Source organism: Nonomuraea turcica (genome assembly GCF_030718205.1).
Taxonomy (GTDB): Bacteria; Actinomycetota; Actinomycetes; order Streptosporangiales; family Streptosporangiaceae; genus Nonomuraea.
Genome location: NZ_JAUZQF010000002.1, coordinates 168,973 through 184,226 on the forward strand (window position 1 = coordinate 168,973; position 15,254 = coordinate 184,226).

The following is a 15,254-nucleotide window of genomic DNA, read 5'->3' on the forward strand; positions in this document are numbered from 1 at the left end:
CCATGAGAACTCTTCCATCGCGGCGCGGTGTGATGACCGCCGGGGTCGCCACCGCCCTGTCACTGGCACTGGCCGCATGCGGCGGCGGCAGCGGCGGGGGCGCCACCACCGCCCCGGCCGCCGCTCCGAGCGCGTCGGCCGCCGTCCAGGACGCGCTGAGCAAGCCGGCCGAGCTGACGTTCTGGACCTGGGTCACGGGGATCGAGAAGACCGTCGCCCGCTTCCAGGCGAAATATCCGAACATCAAGGTCAACGTGGTGAACGCGGGGCAGTCCGCCGACCAGTACACCAAGCTGCAGACCGCGATCAAGGCCGGCTCCGGCGCGCCCGACGTGGCGCAGATCGAGTACTTCGCGCTGCCTCAGTTCGCGCTCTCCAAGCAGGTCGTCAACCTCGCCGAGCACGGCTCCGACGCGCTCAAGGACAAGTTCGCGCCCGCGGCGTGGGGCCAGGTGGCGATCAACGGCGGCGTCTACGGTATCCCGCAGGACACCGGCCCCATGGCGATGTTCTACCGCAAGGACATCTTCGAGAAGCTGAAGATCGAGCCGCCGAAGACGTGGGCGGAGTTCATCGAGGCGGCCAAGAAGATCAAGGCCGACAACCCGGACAACTTCATCACCTCCATCGACCCCGGCGACGCCGGCGGCGTGGACAGCCTGATCTGGCAGGCGGGCGGCACGCCGTTCAAGACCTCGGGCGAAAACCAGGTCAGCGTCACGCTCGCCACCGACCCCGGCGTCAAGCAGTTCGTCGGCACCTTCGGCACCCTGCTCGGCGAGAAGCTGGTCGACCCGCAGCCAGGCTGGACCGACGAGTGGTGGAAGGGCATGGGCTCCGGCAAGTACGCGGTCTGGATGACCGGCGCGTGGGCCCCGAACGGCATCATCAACTCCATCCCGCAGACGAAGGGCAAGTGGGCGGTCGCCCCGATGCCGCAGCACGACGCGGCCAAGCCGATCAACGCCGAGAACGGCGGCTCGTCGGTGGCGGTCATCCCGCAGAGCAAGAACATCCCGGCCGCCGTGGCCTTCGCGCAGTGGCTCAACTCCGACCCGGAGGCGGTCAAGTCGCTGAACGAGGAGGCGGGGCTGTTCCCCGCGACCAAGACGCTGCTCGACGACCCGGCCTTCCGTGACGCGCCGCAGGAGTTCTTCGGCGGGCAGAAGATCAACCAGGTCCTCGGCGACGCCTCGGCCGCTGTGAAGGCCGACTGGCAGTACCTCCCGTTCCAGGTGTACGCCAACAGCATCTTCAAGGACACCGTAGGCCAGGCCCTCGACGGCAGCGGCGACCTGTCCGCCGCGCTGAAGACGTGGCAGGACCGCATCACCGCCTTCGGCACCGAGCAGGGCTTCACGCTCTCGAGCGGCTGACCTGACTGGACGAGCGGCGGCCCGGCGGGAGGTGCCCCCCGTCGGGCCGCCGCTGCTTCAGCTCACTCCGGGTAGGACGAGGACCGCGCTGCGCACGTCGGAGTAGTCGGCCCAGCGCTTCGCCCGCCCGGTGGTGACGTCGACCGCGTAGGAGTACATGTGGCCCTTGTCGCCAACGTTGACCAGGACCTCGGAGCGGCTCAGCCAGAGGCTGGTGCCGTCGACGGTGCCCTTCTTCGGCAGGCCGCGGACGGTCACCTTGCGCAGGGTGCGCCCCGTCTTGACGTCGAGCAGCGTGAGCCTGCCGAAGCCCGCCTTGTTGGCGTCCGAGAACTCGACGGCGGCCACCGTGCGGCCGTCCGGGGACAGCTCGCTGAAGTGGATGAACACGCCGTCGAAGCGCACCGGCTTGCCTCCACCCTTGACCGGCATCAGCCACAGGTCGGTCTTGACGTACCGGACCAGCTCGACGACGCCGTCCTTGATGCTGATCACCTCGTACTTCCCGGGTATCGACACCGGCTCGTTTGCCACGTCGATCAGCAGGCCGGGTTCCTTGCTTCCCTCGCGCGGGTCGAAGACCACGTACCGGCCGTCGTCGGAGACCGCGAGCATGGCGCCTGCGCCGATCCGGTCCTCCTTCACCTTGACGGGGGAGACCGTCCTGTTGCCGGTCTCCAGCTTGTGGACGACGAATGTCTGCGCGCGGCGTTCGTAGTAGGCGAGCATGCGCCCATCCCGGCTGATCGCGAGGGGCACCCGCCGGCCGGCGCTGGTCGAGACGAGCGCGTCCGGCACCCGGTACGTTTTGCCGCTCCGGGTGGTGATCCGCCACTCCGCAGCGCTGCAGTCGATCTCGCGCTTGAGCTCGTCGACCTCGCAGGGCGTCTGGAACGCGTGGCTGATCGGCCCCGCCTTGCCGTCAGGCAGGTCGGGCACCGTGTCCACCCGCTTCTGCGTGGCCGTCTGGTCGGTACGCGGCCAGGCCATGACGGCCCCCGCCGTCGTCACCACCAGCGCCACGACCGTCGCGGCGGCGACCACCGCCAATGTGGTGCGCCGCCTGCGCCGATGGCCCTCGATGGCCGCGTCGGCCAGGCTCACCGGCGGGGCCTCCGCCGCGAGGCCCTCCAGCGCCTCACGCAGCCTGGTCATCGGACTACCTCCTCGATGTGCAGGTCCATCAGCTCGGGCGCGATCTCGCGCAGGCGGGCCAGCGCGCGATGGGTCTGGCTCTTGACGTTGCCGATCGAGCAGCCGAGGACGTCGGCCGTCTGCGCCTCGGTGAGGTCCTCCCAGAAGCGCAGCACGATCACGGCGCGCTGCTTGCGGCCCAGCCGGGCCAGTGCCTGCCGCAGCACGATCCGATCGAGCGTGGCTTCGTCATGGGAGGCGCTCCGCTCGGGCGGGTGCGCGCTCGGTAACTCAGGGCGATGACGGCGCCGCCAGGAGATGTACTGGTTGACCAGCGCCTTGCGCGTGTACGCCTCAGGGTTGCCGCTCCTGGACAGCTTGGACCACTGTCCGACGACCTTGGACAGCACACTCTGCAGCAGGTCCTCGGCGAGATGGGCGTCTCCCACGAGCAGGTACGCGGTCCGCATCAGCGACTGCTGGCGGGCCAGCACGAACTCGCGGAAGCCCTCGTGTTGATCCAATGTGCTCTCCTCTCGCCCCTTCCCAACGCGACCCACTGGCCCAAAGGTTGCACCCCCGACTCTCCGTTTCCCGGCCCGTCGGCTCGGCTTCATCGGCAAGCCTCCCGTGGCTGTTAGAGATGCGCGCATGCGTAAATCTCTGCTTCTGTCCGCCCTGATCACCGCATCCGTGCTCGTGCCGTCCGTCCCGGCGCAGGCTTCCTCCGGGCCCTCCGTCACGTTCGCCCTGATCGGCGACACCCCCTACGGCGACGCCCAGCAGGCCGTGTTCCCCAAGCTCGTCGACTCCATCGACGCCGACCCGGACGTCCGTTTCGTCCTGCACGCGGGTGACGTCAAGAACGGCTCCTCCACCTGCGACGACGCGCGCTTCACCACGCTGGCCGGACTGTTCGGCACCTTCGACGACCCGTTCGTGCTGACGCCCGGCGACAACGAGTGGACCGACTGCCATCGCACCGCCGCCGGCGGCTACGTCCCCACCGAGCGGCTGGAGGCGGTCCGCCGCATCTTCTATCCCATCGCGGGACGCACCATCGGCGGCCACCCGATGGGCGTGCGCACCCAGGCCCGTAACGCCCGTCACCGCGACTACCGGGAGAACGTGCTCTTCACCCGATCCGGCGTGGTCTTCGCCACGGTGCACGTGGTCGGCAGTGAGAACGACCTGGCCCCCTGGAGCCAGCTGCCCGGCGGCGACCGTCCCGCGGAGCGGCTGGCGGAGTTCGAGGCGCGCAAGGCCGCCGCGCTGGACTGGATCGACAACACCTTCGCCGTCGCCGGCCGTACGCAGGCGCCGGGCGTGCTGCTGATGATGCAGGCCGAGCCCCTGAACACCCCCGGATTCGCCGAGATCAGGGCGCGCATCGTGGAGCGGGCCCGGGGCTACGGCAAGCCGGTCGTCCTCGCGCACGGCGACGAGCACGTCTACGAGGTGGAGCCCGGCTACGCCGGGGTGCCCAACCTGACCCGCCTGGAGACGTACGGCGACACCGCTGCCAACTGGCTGCGCGTCACCGCTGACCCGAAGTCGGCCGCCGTCTTCTCCTGGGAGCCGCAGACCGTACCGGCCTGAGATCAGGAGGGTTGAAGTAGACGCGACATAAGGCACCATTTAGAGGTGCCGAATCGTGTCCTCATCGCCGACGACGATCGTGCCATCCGCGAGTCCCTTGCGCGGGCGCTCGAGCTGGAAGGGTACGACGTCGTCGCCGCGGTCGACGGGGTAGAGGCCTTGACCCGGGCCCGCCGGGACAGTTTCCATGCCCTGGTGGTCGATGTGATGATGCCGCATGTCGACGGCCTGGCCGTGTGCCGTGTGCTGCGCGCCGAGGGTGACCGTACCCCGGTGTTGATGCTCACCGCCCGGGTCGAGACCCCCGATCGGGTCGCCGGCCTGGACGCCGGCGCCGACGACTATCTGCCGAAACCCTTCGAGCTCGACGAGCTGCTCGCCCGCCTGCGGGCGCTGCTGCGCCGCGCCACGCTGGCGCAGGCGGCGCACGTGCCGGGCCACGACGACGCCGTGCTCGAGCTCGCGTCCCTCCGCGTCGACCCCACCGCACGGCGGGCCTGGTGGGCCGACGCGGAGCTGCAGCTGACGAAGACCGAGTTCGACCTGCTGGAGCTCATGGTGCACAACGCGGGGATCGTGCTGGACCACTCGACGATCTACCAGCGGATCTGGGGCTACGACTTCGGCCCGGACTCCAAGAACCTGGCGGTCTACATCGGCTATCTGCGCCGCAAGCTGGCCGAAGCCGGCGGGCACGACGTGATCCAGACGGTGCGCGGCGTGGGCTACGTGGTCCGGCGGCCATGAGCCTGCGCTCGCGGTTCGCACTCGCCTTCGCCGTGGTCGCCGCCGTGGTGTCGTCGCTGGTCGGCGTGCTCAGCTACGGCGCCGCCTCCGAACGCATCACCGCGGAGATCGACCGCTCCTTGCGGGACACCACGGCCATCCTGGCCAACGACACGGAACAGGCTCCGGAGCTTCCCGCCAGCCTGGCCATGCGCCCCCCACCCAGCCGGGACGACGACGACAGGTATGAGATGGTCGCGCAGGCCGTGGCCCGCGACGGCACGGCCCGGTATCTGGGCGGCGCGACCATCACGCTGCCGGTCTCCGACGTCACCCGCGCCCTTGCCGCCTCCGCCGCACCCGGGGGCACGCACACCGCCGAGGTCTTCGTCGACTCGCACTGCTATCGCCAGCTGACCACCGCTCTCGGCGGGGGCCGCGGAGCCCTGCAGGTCGCGATCCACTTCGACCCCACCTATCGCCTGCTGGGCAGCGTGGCCAACGAGATCGCGGCGCTCAGCCTCGCGGTCATGCTCGTCGCCGCGGCCCTGGGCTGGCTGGTCGCCGGGCGCATCACCCGGCGCCTGGTACGGCTCGCCAAGGTGGCCGAAGAGGTCAGCGTCCACGGGCCCGTGGAGCGTAAGGTGCCGGTGGACGGCTCCGACGAGGTCGGCCGGCTCTCGGCAGCGTTCAACACGATGCTCGCCCGCCTCGCCACCGCCCGCGAGGCCCAGGACAGGCTGGTGGAGGACGCCGCCCACGAGCTGCGCACCCCGCTGACCAGCCTGCGCACCAACACCAGTGTGCTGCGCCGCTACGCCGAGCTCTCCCCCGACGCCCGTGGCCGGCTCCTCGACGACGTCGAGGGCGAGGCGCGTGAGCTCAGCCACCTGGTCGACGAGCTCGTCGAGCTCGCACTCGCCCGGTACAACGACGAGGCCGAGGCGCCCGTGAGCCTGGCCGCGGCGGCCCACGGCGCCGCGCAGCGCCTGCGCAGGCGCGCCGGCCGGCCGGTGCGGATCGACGCCGACGACTCCGTGGTCCGCGGTCGCCGCCAGCGACTCGAACGCGCGATCAGCAACCTGCTGGAGAACGCTGCCAAGTTCGACGATGGCGCCGAGCCCATCGAGGTCCACATCTGCCAGGGCACGATCACCGTCTCCGACCGCGGACCCGGAATCCCCGCCGACGACGCGGCACGGGTGTTCGACCGGTTCTACCGGGCCGGCACCGCCCGCGGCCTGCCCGGGTCCGGGCTGGGCCTGGCGATCGTGCGCGAGGTGGCCGAGTCGCACGGCGGCGCAGTCTTCGCCAGAGCCCGGCCCGGCGGCGGTGCAGCGGTCGGGTTCACGGTGAACGGGTCCCGTCTGTCGCAACCGATCAATGGTTCACCGTGACGACGATCTTGCCCACCTGGTCGCCGGCCTCCAGGTAACGGTGCGCTGCGACGATCTCGTCCAGGCCGAAGACCCGGTCCACGACGGGCTCGAAGGCGCCGCTCCGCAAACCGGAGGAGACGAACGCCGCGGCCCGGCGTAGCCGCTCCGGGTCGGTCGTCGTCTCGTGGACGGTGTAGGTGCGCATGTTCAGAGCGGGCATGCCGAGCGCGAACCCCGGATAGGGGGTCACCTCACCGCTCAGCGCGCCGTATTCGAAGAGCGTGCCGCCAGGGGCGACCACTTTGGCCAGATCCACCACTCCGGGGCCCGCGATGGCGTCGAAGACGAATTCGGCGCCTCGTCCCGCGGTGAGGTCGAGCACGCGGGCAACGACGTCTTCCTCCCCGGTGACGATCACCTCGGCCGCCCCCGCCTTGCGGAGCCGTTCGGCCTTGACGCGGGTACGTGTGGTGGCGATGGGCACCGCGCCGACACGGTTGGCGACCTGGATCGCGGCCAGTCCCACGCTGCTGGAGGCGGCGGTCAGCACGACCGTGTCGCCCGCCCGCATCCCACCGACCTCCACCAGCGCCCCATAGGCCGTCACGTACGGCATCCACACCGCCGCACCCTCGACCGCGCCGACCCCGTCGGGGCGATGGAGCACCGCGGCCGCGGGGACGATCGCGCGCTCGGCGTAGACGCCGTAGTCGTTCATCGAGAACGCGGGCACCACGCTGACCGGCTGCCCGGCCTCCAATCCCGCCACGTCCGCCCCGACGGCCTCGACCACTCCGGCCGCCTCGGTGCCGAGCCGGGCGGGGAACTCCTTGACCGGCTCGATGTAGTGGCCGCCGCGGAACAACACCTCGGCCCGGTTGAGCCCGATCGCGTCCACCCGGATCAACACCTCACCGGGACCGGGCTCGCCGACCTCCACGTCCTCCAGCCGCAGCACGTCCGGACCGCCGAGCTCGTGGAACCGCACCGTTTTGACCATCACCCATCACCCCTTCACGCTCGGGTCCCCACTCAAGCGGAAAGTACGATCTCTGTCAAACTTCGATGCTCATCGTACTTCGATGGGTGTCGTAGGATGGTGTGGTGGCAACGCGGCAAGCAGGGCGGGACCGCATCCCGCCCCACCCGGACATCCAGACGATCACTCTGCAACAGGTGCTCGAGGCCCTGGTCGACCCGGTGCGCCGCCGGATCGTCGGCGAGCTCTACGCCGCCGGCCAGGACATGCGCTGCGGCACCTTCGACCTTCCGGTGAGCAAGTCCACCGCCACCCACCACTTCAACGTGTTGCGCGAGGCCGGCCTCATCCGGCAGTACTACGTGGGCACCTCCCGCATGAACGCACTGCGCCAGGACGAGATCGACGAAGCCTTCCCCGGGCTGCTCCGCGCCTTGTCAGGACGGGAGTGACGGCGCGGCCGGCGCGGGCGGCGCAGCCGGTGCATCCGGCAGCCGGGTGCCGGCGGGCAACATCGACTGGCACGCCTGGACCGCGGCCCCGTACTTCTGGGACAGGACGTCGACCCGCTCACCCTTGATGTGCAGGTTGACCAGCCCATCCGAGGAGAGCGCGACCTCGGGGAAGTCGGGCAGCCCGTGCGAGCGCATGCAGGCGGTGAATTCCGTGACGTCCCCGGCGGGCACCTCCTCCGAGGCGCCCGCCCTTCCGCCCGTGACGGCGACGAGGACCGCCGCGGCCAGAACCAGCCTTCTGATCGTCGAGCCGAACATGATGCCTCCTTTTCTTGGTGCGCCCAGCAAAGTCCAGGACCGGTTACACGACGGCAACGGCGACGGTTACCGCGCTGTTACCCCCTGACGAGGCATCCTGGAGATCATGAGGGTGCTGGTGGTCGAGGACCACGAGGAACTGGCCCAGACGGTCGCCGCGGGCCTGCGCCGCGAGGGCATGGCCGTCGACGTGGTGCTGGACGGCCATGCCGCGCTCGAACACACCTGGGTCAACCATTACGACGTGGTCGTGCTCGATCGGGACCTGCCCGGCCTGCACGGTGACGAGGTGTGCAGGTCGCTGGCCGGGGCCGGCCATCCCTCCCGGGTGCTCATGCTCACCGCCGCGGGGACGATTGACGACAAGGTGACCGGGCTGGGCGTCGGCGCCGATGACTACCTGCCCAAGCCGTTCGCCTTCGCCGAGCTGGTCGCCCGGGTCCGGGCGCTGGCCAGACGGTCGGCCCGCGCGCTCCCGCCGGTGCTCGTCCGCGGCGACCTGCGGCTGGACCCCGCCGCCCGGATCGCCACCCGTGACGGGCGGCGGCTGCCGCTGAGCCCCAAGGAGTTCGCCGTCCTGGAGTTGCTGCTGGCCGCCGAGGGCGCGGTGGTCTCCGCCGAACAGTTGCTGGAGCGCTGCTGGGACGAGTTCGCCGACCCGTTCACCCAGACGGTGAAGGTGACGATCAGCCGGCTGCGCCGCAAGCTCGGCGACCCGCCGCTGATCGAGACCGTCCCGCAGGCCGGATACCGCTTGTCAACTACCACCAGTTGAAGCTGGTGGCTTGCTCTCACGGTCCCGTCTGGCTGAAGGGAGGCCGGTAGCGTGCGGCTGGTTGACAGCAGCCCAACCCGCAACGCCGCGTACGGCGATGTTGCAGGCCGCGATGTGATCGGCGTGCCCAGCGAGGCCACAGCCGGTGCAGACGAACCGGCCCCGGGCGGGCCGGTTCGCTCTGGAGACGCACCCGCAGTCGGGGCAGGCCTGCGAGGTGTAGGCGGGATCGACCAGCAGGAAGGCGATCCCGGCCCGCGTGGCCTTGTAGCGGGTGAACTCGATCAGCTGGGCGAAGGCCCAGCTGTGCAGGGTGCGCCGCTGGAGCCGGTGAGCCCTTACCCGGCCGCGGATGCCCTGGAGGTCTTCCAGGGTGATCCCGCGGCCGGTGCGTTCGGCTTCGCACACCACATGTTTGGAGATTTGGTGGTTGATGTCGGTCATCATCCGGTGCTCACGCCCGGACAGACGGCGCAGCACCCGCCGCGCCGAAGGAGTGCCCTTCTTCTGCAAACGCCGGCGCTGCCGATATCGCCGATCGCGCAGGCTGCGCACGTGCCCGTTGCCGTGGATCGGGCCGGGCAGGGCGGGGCCGGGCAGCACCGCACCGTCGTTGGTGACGGCCAGGTTCGCCAGCCCTTGGTCCACCCCGAGGAAGTCGTTGACCGGCTCACGGACTTCGGGTTTGGGCAGGGTGACGGCGACCTGCAGCAGCCACACGCCGCCCCGGCAGATCAGGTCGGCCTCCCCGAGCGGCAGCGTGTCGACCGCCTTGAGATCCTCCGGTCGCCCCGTGTACGCCACAGTCACGCGGCCGGTCGGGGTCCACAGCGAGACAGTGCGGGTATCGCGGTTCCAGCTCATCAGGCGCGCGTCGTAGGGAACGGCGCCGTGCGGGCGGAACACGTGAGCGCGTTTCTTGGTGGCGCGCCGGTTGGCGTACGCGCCGGCCACCCGGGCAATCGCCCGCACGGCCGCCTGCGCGGCAAGCCCGGCGAACTGAGCGCGCACCGGATAGTAGGCCAGCCGGTGCAGCTCCACCACGGCAAAGATGCGCTGCTGCCGCCAGGCCAGGCGGGAGACGAAGGTGGCCGCCTCGTTGCACACCCGCACCGCTACGGTCAGGGCGTCGGCCTGGGCAGAGGTAGGGGCGAGCTGGAGCTGCACGACCGAGGGCAGGCCTTTCCGCTTCGTCGCAGAGCGGCGGATCGCCATCGCACACCTCCTGTCACTACAGTCTCATGCGCCGCACATATTACCGATCGTAATCAAATTTTTCCATACTGTTTTCGAAAGGAGGCGTGGTGCTTCCCCGGTACTTAAGCCCGGGGCTCCGCGCCACAATCATCATGAGGCAGACCGTACGGCTGCGCCTGACCCTGCTCTACAGCGGCCTGTTCCTGATGGCCGGGGTGGTGCTGGTCGCCCTCATCTACCTCCTGGTGGAGTACTCACCGTTTCCCGCGGCGCCGGTCGCCCCCGCACCGAATGGGTTCGACCTGCCCTTGCCGATGCCCCGGGCCGAGCAGTCCGACACCCTGCGCAGGCTCCTGGTCAACTCGCTGATCGCGCTGGCCGTCATGGCGCTGGCGGCGATGTTGCTGGGCTGGCTCATGGCCGGGCGGGTGCTGCGGCCGCTGGGCGAGATGACCGCCACCGTCCGCCGTATCACGGCCGACCGGCTCGACCGGCGGCTGGGCGCCTCCGGGCCGGACGATGAGCTCAAGCGGCTGGCCGACACCTTCGATGAGCTGCTGGACCGGCTGGAGGCGGCGTTCACGGCGCAGCGGCGCTTCGTCGCCAACGCCTCCCACGAACTGCGCACGCCGCTGACGTTGCAGCGGGCCATGGCCGAGGTCGCGCTGGCCGACCCGGAGGCCGGCGGCCAGGAGCTACGCACCGTGCTGGAACGTATGGTGGCGGCGGGCAAGCACCAGGAACGGCTCATCGAGGCCCTGCTCACCCTGGCCCGCAGCCAGCAGGGCCTGCAGGACCGCGAGCCCGTCGACCTGGCCGCGATCATGCGGCGGGCCCTCGACCGCCCTGACGGGATCCGTGTCGAGTCCTCTCTCGACCCGGCGCCCGTCTCCGGGGATCGCGCTCTGCTCGAACGCCTGGTGGCGAACCTGCTGGATAACGCGGCCCGGTACAACGTGCCCGGCGGATGGATCCTGGTGGAGACGGCCGTGCGTTCCGGCCGCTCCACACTCCGGGTCTCCAACAGCGGCCCGGTGATCCCGCCCGACCGGGTCCACTTGCTCGCGCAGCCCTTCCAGCGCCTGGATGGCGGCAGAAAGGCCAGTGGCGACGGCCTGGGACTGGGCCTGTCGATCGTGGCCGCCATCGCCGACGCCCACCACGGCACGCTGAAGACCCGACCCCGCCCGGACGGCGGGCTCGACGTGACCATCGCCTTCCCCTGACGCTGTCAGGCGATATACGAAAGCTGCTCCGGCTCCACCCGCCCGAGCAGCGGCACGTCGCTGAGGAGCCGGCTCACCTCAGCAACGGCGAACTCGCCGAGGCGCCGGACTGGCGCGAAGGCGACGCTTGGCTCGCCGGCGGAACGTGGCTGTTTCCGCGGAGCAGCCGAGCCTGCGCCGCCTGATCGATCTGACAGCGTTGGGTTGGGATCCCCTCGTCCCGGGCGACGCGGGCCTCGAAATCGGCGCGACGTGCACCGTCCGCGACCTGTATGCCGTTGCGCTGCCAGATGATTGGCACCCTTTTCGCGAAAAGCTGTGAGGCGTTCTTGTCCTCGTTCAAAGTCTGGAACGCGGCGACCGTCGGCGGCAATATCTGCATGTCTTTGCGTCTTTGCCTGCCGGCCCAATGATCACGCTGACAGTCGCACTCGAGGAAAAATACGAGCTGTGGTCTCCTGGCGGATCCGCGCGCATCGTCGATGCCGTCGGCTTCGTGACCGGCGACAATCAGAACATTCTTACTCCCGGGGAAATCTTGCGGCGCATCGACATTCCGGCGCGCGCTCTGAGGAAGCGCACCGCGCACCGCCGCTTCACGCTGACCCGCCTCGGCCGTTCGACGGTATTCCTCATCCGTACTCAAACGCCGGGAATGAGCGACCTGCTGCTCACCGTCACAGCCGGCACCACACGGCCGGTGCCCGAACTCTGCAGCAGAGCATCGACGTCATCCCCGCCGACGTCTGGTTCGCCGATCCCAACGGGACCCCTGACCACCGTCGCCACCTGACAAAGCACTTCGCCGAAGAGATTCGTCGCGAACTCATAGCTGGGGGCCTGGCATGACGTACATCGTGAACGGCAAGAGCTTCGACGAAGAACCAGACCCCGGCCAGTGCCTGCGCACTTTCCTCCGCTCGCTCGGTCACTTTGGCGTCAAAAGGGCTGCGGCAGGCGACTGCGGCGCATGCACGGTGTGGTTGGACGGCGATCCGGTACACAGCAGCATCGCCCCTGCTTTCCGCGCAGACGGTCGTGAGGTGACCACGATCGAGGGGATCGGATCATCAGGCAACCTGCATCCGATGCAGCGACGGATCATCAATATCGGCAGCTGCCTGGCCGGCCGTACGCCTTTCCCCGGCATCACCCTGTACGCATTTGAGCAAGACCGCCCTCATCGGGTTGACCAAGGGCCTTGCCCGCGACCTCGGCCCGCGGGGCATCACCGCCAACGTCGTCCATCCCGGCCCGATCGACACCGACATGAACCCGCCGACGGGCCGGGCGCCCACGCTCAGAGCGCCTACACCGCCCTCGGACACTACGGGGAACCGGCGGACATCGCCGCGACCGTCGCGCACCTGGTCAGCGAGGGAGGCAGGTACATCACGGGCGCCTCCATAGCGGTGGACGGCGGCGTCACCGCCTGACGCCTTGCCGGTCCGCGAGGACCATACAAGATCGAAAAGGCCGCCATTGCCAGCGGCCGGCGATCGAGCCGTCGAACTTCCGGCGCAGCTTCGCCAACGCCTGCGACAAGGCGGGAGTATGTAAGGTCCACGTCCACGCAACCCGCAAGACTTGCGCGTCCCTGCTCGTCGCCCTCGTCGTCCACCTGTGCATAGCCATGCAGATCCTGCGCCACTGGCAGTCCGCGACCATTCTGGGGTTCATCGGGGTGGCTAGCGTTCGTCGGTGGGGTAGTCGGCCGAGCGGCTCACGTCGGCCCATTTCTCGGTTTCTGCGGCGCGAATCTCGGCGGCCTTCTGGGCGGAGGCGACGGCGTCGCTGCCAAGGAGTAGGCGTCGTGGTGGGTCGTCGTCGCAGACGACGTCGATGATGATCTTGGCGGCGCGGGCCGGGTCGCCGGGCTGGGTTCCGTCGGTGTCGCGCCGGTAGCGGTGGATGGCGCCCACGGTCTGCTCGTAGTCGGGCCCGACGGGGTGGATCTCCATGGAGGAGCCTTGCCAGTCGGTGCGGAACGCGCCCGGCTCGACGATGATGACCTTGATGCCGAAGGGTGCGACTTCGTTGGCGAGGACTTCGGAGAAGCCTTCGACGGCGAACTTCGCGGTCTGGTAGGCGCCCATCCCGGGGGTGCCGCCGACGCGTCCTCCGATGGAGGAGAATTGTACGAAGACTCCTGATCGCTGGGTGCGCAGGACGGGCAGGGCGGCCCGTGTGACGTTCACGACGCCGAAGAGGTTGGTTTCGATCTGGGCGCGGAAGTCGTCTTCGGCCATCTCTTCGATCGGCGCGCTGTTGCCGTAGCCGGCGTTGTTGACGACCACGTCGAGGCTGCCGAAGGTGTCGGTGGCCTCCTTGACCGCCCGGGAGGCTGCGGCGGCGTCGGTGACGTCGAGTGCGACCGCTCGTATCCGGTCGCCGTGGCGGGTCACCAGGTCGTCGAGTTGCTCGGGGCTGCGTGCGGTGGCGATGACCTGGTCGCCTGCTTCGAGGACGGCTTCAGTGAGGTGGCGTCCGAAGCCGCGTGATGCTCCGGTGATGAGCCATGTCTTGGCCATGGAAGTTTCCCTTCTAACTGTCGCACCAATGTAGTACTTGTAGGCTTAAGATTCGCATCGCTGTGACAGGGGTCTCTTCATGTGCTGGTCCCGGTACGTCTCGAGCAGCCGCAGCCACACCTCGCTGATGGTGGGGAAGGGCGGTACGGCGTGCCAGAGGCGTTCGATGGGGGTTTCGCCAGTGATCGCGACGGTGGCGGAGTGGAGGAGCTCGGCGACGCCTGGTCCGGCGAAGGTGGCGCCGACAACGGTGCGGCGATCGGGGTTGATGAGGGCGCGGGCCCTGCCGCGGTAGTCCGGGTTGTGATGGATGGCGCCGGCTACGTGGCCGAGATCGTAGTCGACGACGTCGACGCGGCGGCCGGTGCGCCGGGCTTCGATAGTGGTGAGGCCGACACTGGCGATCTCGGGGTCGGTGAAGACGACCTGAGGTACGGCCGCGGTGTCGGCGGTGCCGGTGTGAGGGCTCCAGCGTCTGGTGTCGAGCGGGTTGCCATGGGCTCGGGCGGCGATGACGGCGCCGGCGATGCGGGCCTGGTACTTGCCCTGGTGGGTGAGCAGGGCCCGCCGGTTGACGTCGCCCGCGGCGTAGAGCCAGTCGCCGGAGGCGGCGGTGACAGTGAGGGTGTCGTCGGTGGTGAGCCAGTCCCCGGGGGGCAGGCCGACGGTCTCGAGGCCGATGTCGCCGGTGCGGGGTGCGCGGCCGGTGGCGAAGAGGATCTCGTCCGCGGTGAGCCGGCCGCCGTCGGAGAGGGTGATGCGGACCTTGCCGCCCGTACGGCCAGCGGTGGCGACGGTCACGCCGAACCGCAGGTCGGTGCCCGCTTCGCGCAGGCGGTCGGCGAGGAGTTCGCCAGCGAAGGGTTCCATGTGCGGCAGCAGGCGGGTGCCGCGGGCGAGAAGGATGACCTCGGTGCCAAGGGCCTGCCAGGCGGTGGCCATCTCGGTGGCCACGACGCCCGCGCCGACGATGACGAGTCGTCCGGGCGGCTGTGGGGCGCTGGTGGCTTCGCGGCTGGTCCAGGGGCGCAGGGCAGCGAGCCCGGGCAGGTCGGGGAGGGCGGCTGTGCTGCCGGTGCACACGGCCACGGCGTGCCTGGCCCGCAGGTGGACGGTGCCGCCGTCGGGGGTGGTCACGGCCACGCGTCGCGGCCCGTCGAGGCGGCCGTGGCCGCGTTGGAGGTCGATGCCGGCTGTTTTGAGCCATTCGACCTGGCCGTCGTCGTTCCAGTGGGCGGCCATGCGGTCGCGATGCGCCAGTACGGCGGCGGTGTCCAGCGGTCCGGCGGCGGCCGGGTCCAGGCCGGGCACTCGGCCTGCGTCGGCACGCAGGAGTGCGGGCCGTAGCAGGGCTTTGCTCGGTTCGCACGCCCAGTAGGAGCATTCGCCGCCGACGAGTTCGCTTTCCACGATGACGCTGCTCAGGCCTGCGGCGGTGGTCCGGTCGGCGACGTTCTCGCCGACCGGGCCGGCCCCGATCACGACCACGTCATAGGTACGGGTGTCTTCGGTGGTCACTGGTCCTCCATGGTGTGGCCGTGTCTCGGGGACGCCGTTGG

Annotated in this window: 17 protein-coding genes; 9 read left to right on the top strand and 8 right to left on the bottom strand. The window is 69.8% G+C overall.

Annotated features, from left to right (window positions below):
• The first annotated feature begins 2 nt into the window (after positions 1–2).
• Positions 3–1,376 carry an ABC transporter substrate-binding protein gene (locus Q9G87_RS06530; protein ID WP_305915286.1) on the top strand — a complete coding sequence of 458 codons (1,374 nt, stop codon included), beginning with the start codon at positions 3–5 and terminating at the stop codon, positions 1,374–1,376.
• A 57-nt stretch (positions 1,377–1,433) separates the two neighbouring features.
• Here the strand turns inward: Q9G87_RS06530 and Q9G87_RS06535 are convergent, their stop codons facing one another.
• Entirely contained in the window at positions 1,434–2,531 is a 1,098-nt protein-coding gene (locus tag Q9G87_RS06535; RefSeq protein WP_305915287.1) for a hypothetical protein, read from the bottom strand.
• Positions 2,528–3,034: a SigE family RNA polymerase sigma factor gene (locus Q9G87_RS06540; RefSeq protein ID WP_305915288.1), complete on the bottom strand. Its 507-nt coding sequence runs from the start codon at positions 3,032–3,034 to the stop codon at positions 2,528–2,530. The genes Q9G87_RS06535 and Q9G87_RS06540 overlap by 4 nt, the downstream gene beginning before the upstream one ends.
• Before the next feature lie 127 nt (positions 3,035–3,161).
• Between Q9G87_RS06540 and Q9G87_RS06545 the strand changes: the two genes are divergently transcribed.
• From Q9G87_RS06545 to Q9G87_RS06555, 3 genes are read left to right on the top strand one after another with little or no spacing between them, the layout of a single operon-like run.
• The gene (locus tag Q9G87_RS06545) at positions 3,162–4,109 is read left to right on the top strand and encodes a metallophosphoesterase (RefSeq protein WP_305915289.1); all 948 of its coding nucleotides are present in this window, start codon (positions 3,162–3,164) and stop codon (positions 4,107–4,109) included.
• A 45-nt stretch (positions 4,110–4,154) separates the two neighbouring features.
• Positions 4,155–4,856 (top strand): response regulator transcription factor, encoded by a 702-nt coding sequence (locus Q9G87_RS06550; protein ID WP_305915290.1) that lies wholly within the window; start codon positions 4,155–4,157, stop codon positions 4,854–4,856.
• Positions 4,853–6,232 carry a HAMP domain-containing sensor histidine kinase gene (locus tag Q9G87_RS06555; RefSeq protein WP_305915291.1) on the top strand — a complete coding sequence of 460 codons (1,380 nt, stop codon included), beginning with the start codon at positions 4,853–4,855 and terminating at the stop codon, positions 6,230–6,232. Before Q9G87_RS06550 ends, Q9G87_RS06555 begins: the two co-directional genes overlap by 4 nt.
• Here the strand turns inward: Q9G87_RS06555 and Q9G87_RS06560 are convergent.
• Complete coding sequence (locus Q9G87_RS06560) at positions 6,216–7,214, bottom strand: zinc-dependent alcohol dehydrogenase family protein (RefSeq protein WP_305915723.1); 999 nt, start codon at positions 7,212–7,214, stop codon at positions 6,216–6,218. The genes Q9G87_RS06555 and Q9G87_RS06560 overlap by 17 nt on opposite strands.
• Positions 7,215–7,318: 104 nt before the next feature.
• On the opposite strand from Q9G87_RS06560, the gene Q9G87_RS06565 reads away from it, so the two are divergent.
• A complete protein-coding gene (locus Q9G87_RS06565; protein ID WP_305915292.1) occupies positions 7,319–7,645 on the top strand; it encodes an ArsR/SmtB family transcription factor in 327 nt (108 codons plus the stop codon).
• On the opposite strand, the gene Q9G87_RS06570 is transcribed toward Q9G87_RS06565, so the two are convergent.
• A complete protein-coding gene (locus tag Q9G87_RS06570; protein WP_305915293.1) occupies positions 7,631–7,966 on the bottom strand; it encodes a hypothetical protein in 336 nt (111 codons plus the stop codon). The genes Q9G87_RS06565 and Q9G87_RS06570 overlap by 15 nt on opposite strands.
• 106 nt (positions 7,967–8,072) lie before the next feature.
• On the opposite strand from Q9G87_RS06570, the gene Q9G87_RS06575 reads away from it, so the two are divergent.
• Positions 8,073–8,741 (top strand): response regulator transcription factor, encoded by a 669-nt coding sequence (locus tag Q9G87_RS06575; protein ID WP_305915294.1) that lies wholly within the window; start codon positions 8,073–8,075, stop codon positions 8,739–8,741.
• Here Q9G87_RS06575 and Q9G87_RS06580 read toward each other — a convergent pair.
• Positions 8,724–9,956, bottom strand: a complete 1,233-nt coding sequence (locus Q9G87_RS06580) for an RNA-guided endonuclease InsQ/TnpB family protein (RefSeq protein ID WP_305915295.1) — start codon at positions 9,954–9,956, stop codon at positions 8,724–8,726. The two genes, Q9G87_RS06575 and Q9G87_RS06580, sit on opposite strands and share 18 nt — an antisense overlap.
• A 134-nt stretch (positions 9,957–10,090) precedes the next feature.
• On the opposite strand from Q9G87_RS06580, the gene Q9G87_RS06585 reads away from it, so the two are divergent.
• On the top strand, positions 10,091–11,164 hold the full coding sequence (locus Q9G87_RS06585; protein ID WP_305915296.1) for a sensor histidine kinase: 1,074 nt from the start codon (positions 10,091–10,093) through the stop codon (positions 11,162–11,164).
• Positions 11,165–11,237: 73 nt separating this feature from the next.
• On the opposite strand, the gene Q9G87_RS06590 is transcribed toward Q9G87_RS06585, so the two are convergent.
• Positions 11,238–11,546 (bottom strand): hypothetical protein, encoded by a 309-nt coding sequence (locus tag Q9G87_RS06590; RefSeq protein ID WP_305915297.1) that lies wholly within the window; start codon positions 11,544–11,546, stop codon positions 11,238–11,240.
• Between the two features lie 27 nt (positions 11,547–11,573).
• Here Q9G87_RS06590 and Q9G87_RS06595 point away from each other — a divergent pair, with 27 nt between their 5' ends.
• Complete coding sequence (locus Q9G87_RS06595) at positions 11,574–11,957, top strand: FAD binding domain-containing protein (protein WP_305915298.1); 384 nt, start codon at positions 11,574–11,576, stop codon at positions 11,955–11,957.
• 52 nt (positions 11,958–12,009) lie between these two features.
• Entirely contained in the window at positions 12,010–12,600 is a 591-nt protein-coding gene (locus Q9G87_RS61340; RefSeq protein ID WP_452448770.1) for an SDR family oxidoreductase, read from the top strand.
• Positions 12,601–12,852: 252 nt separating this feature from the next.
• On the opposite strand, the gene Q9G87_RS06605 is transcribed toward Q9G87_RS61340, so the two are convergent.
• Together Q9G87_RS06605 and Q9G87_RS06610 are read right to left on the bottom strand one after the other, a co-directional pair.
• Positions 12,853–13,695 carry an oxidoreductase gene (locus Q9G87_RS06605; protein ID WP_305915299.1) on the bottom strand — a complete coding sequence of 281 codons (843 nt, stop codon included), beginning with the start codon at positions 13,693–13,695 and terminating at the stop codon, positions 12,853–12,855.
• Positions 13,696–13,740: 45 nt separating this feature from the next.
• Positions 13,741–15,213, bottom strand: coding sequence for a dihydrolipoyl dehydrogenase family protein (locus Q9G87_RS06610; RefSeq protein WP_305915300.1), 1,473 nt, complete (start codon positions 15,211–15,213; stop codon positions 13,741–13,743).
• Positions 15,214–15,254: the final 41 nt, after the last annotated feature.

Bases quoted from the DNA above. Each gene is read 5' to 3' on its own strand.
- Q9G87_RS06575 (WP_305915294.1), top strand. From the start codon at position 8,073: ATGAGGGTGCTGGTGGTCGAGGACCACGAGGAACTGGCCCAGACGGTC.
- Q9G87_RS06590 (WP_305915297.1), bottom strand. From the start codon at position 11,546: ATGCAGATATTGCCGCCGACGGTCGCCGCGTTCCAGACTTTGAACGAG.
- Q9G87_RS06605 (WP_305915299.1), bottom strand. From the start codon at position 13,695: ATGGCCAAGACATGGCTCATCACCGGAGCATCACGCGGCTTCGGACGC.
- Q9G87_RS06530 (WP_305915286.1), top strand. From the start codon at position 3: ATGAGAACTCTTCCATCGCGGCGCGGTGTGATGACCGCCGGGGTCGCC.
- Q9G87_RS06585 (WP_305915296.1), top strand. From the start codon at position 10,091: ATGAGGCAGACCGTACGGCTGCGCCTGACCCTGCTCTACAGCGGCCTG.
- Q9G87_RS06535 (WP_305915287.1), bottom strand. From the start codon at position 2,531: ATGACCAGGCTGCGTGAGGCGCTGGAGGGCCTCGCGGCGGAGGCCCCG.
- Q9G87_RS06560 (WP_305915723.1), bottom strand. From the start codon at position 7,214: ATGGTCAAAACGGTGCGGTTCCACGAGCTCGGCGGTCCGGACGTGCTG.
- Q9G87_RS06595 (WP_305915298.1), top strand. From the start codon at position 11,574: ATGATCACGCTGACAGTCGCACTCGAGGAAAAATACGAGCTGTGGTCT.
- Q9G87_RS06545 (WP_305915289.1), top strand. From the start codon at position 3,162: ATGCGTAAATCTCTGCTTCTGTCCGCCCTGATCACCGCATCCGTGCTC.
- Q9G87_RS06555 (WP_305915291.1), top strand. From the start codon at position 4,853: ATGAGCCTGCGCTCGCGGTTCGCACTCGCCTTCGCCGTGGTCGCCGCC.
- Q9G87_RS06570 (WP_305915293.1), bottom strand. From the start codon at position 7,966: ATGTTCGGCTCGACGATCAGAAGGCTGGTTCTGGCCGCGGCGGTCCTC.
- Q9G87_RS06580 (WP_305915295.1), bottom strand. From the start codon at position 9,956: ATGGCGATCCGCCGCTCTGCGACGAAGCGGAAAGGCCTGCCCTCGGTC.
- Q9G87_RS61340 (WP_452448770.1), top strand. From the start codon at position 12,010: ATGACGTACATCGTGAACGGCAAGAGCTTCGACGAAGAACCAGACCCC.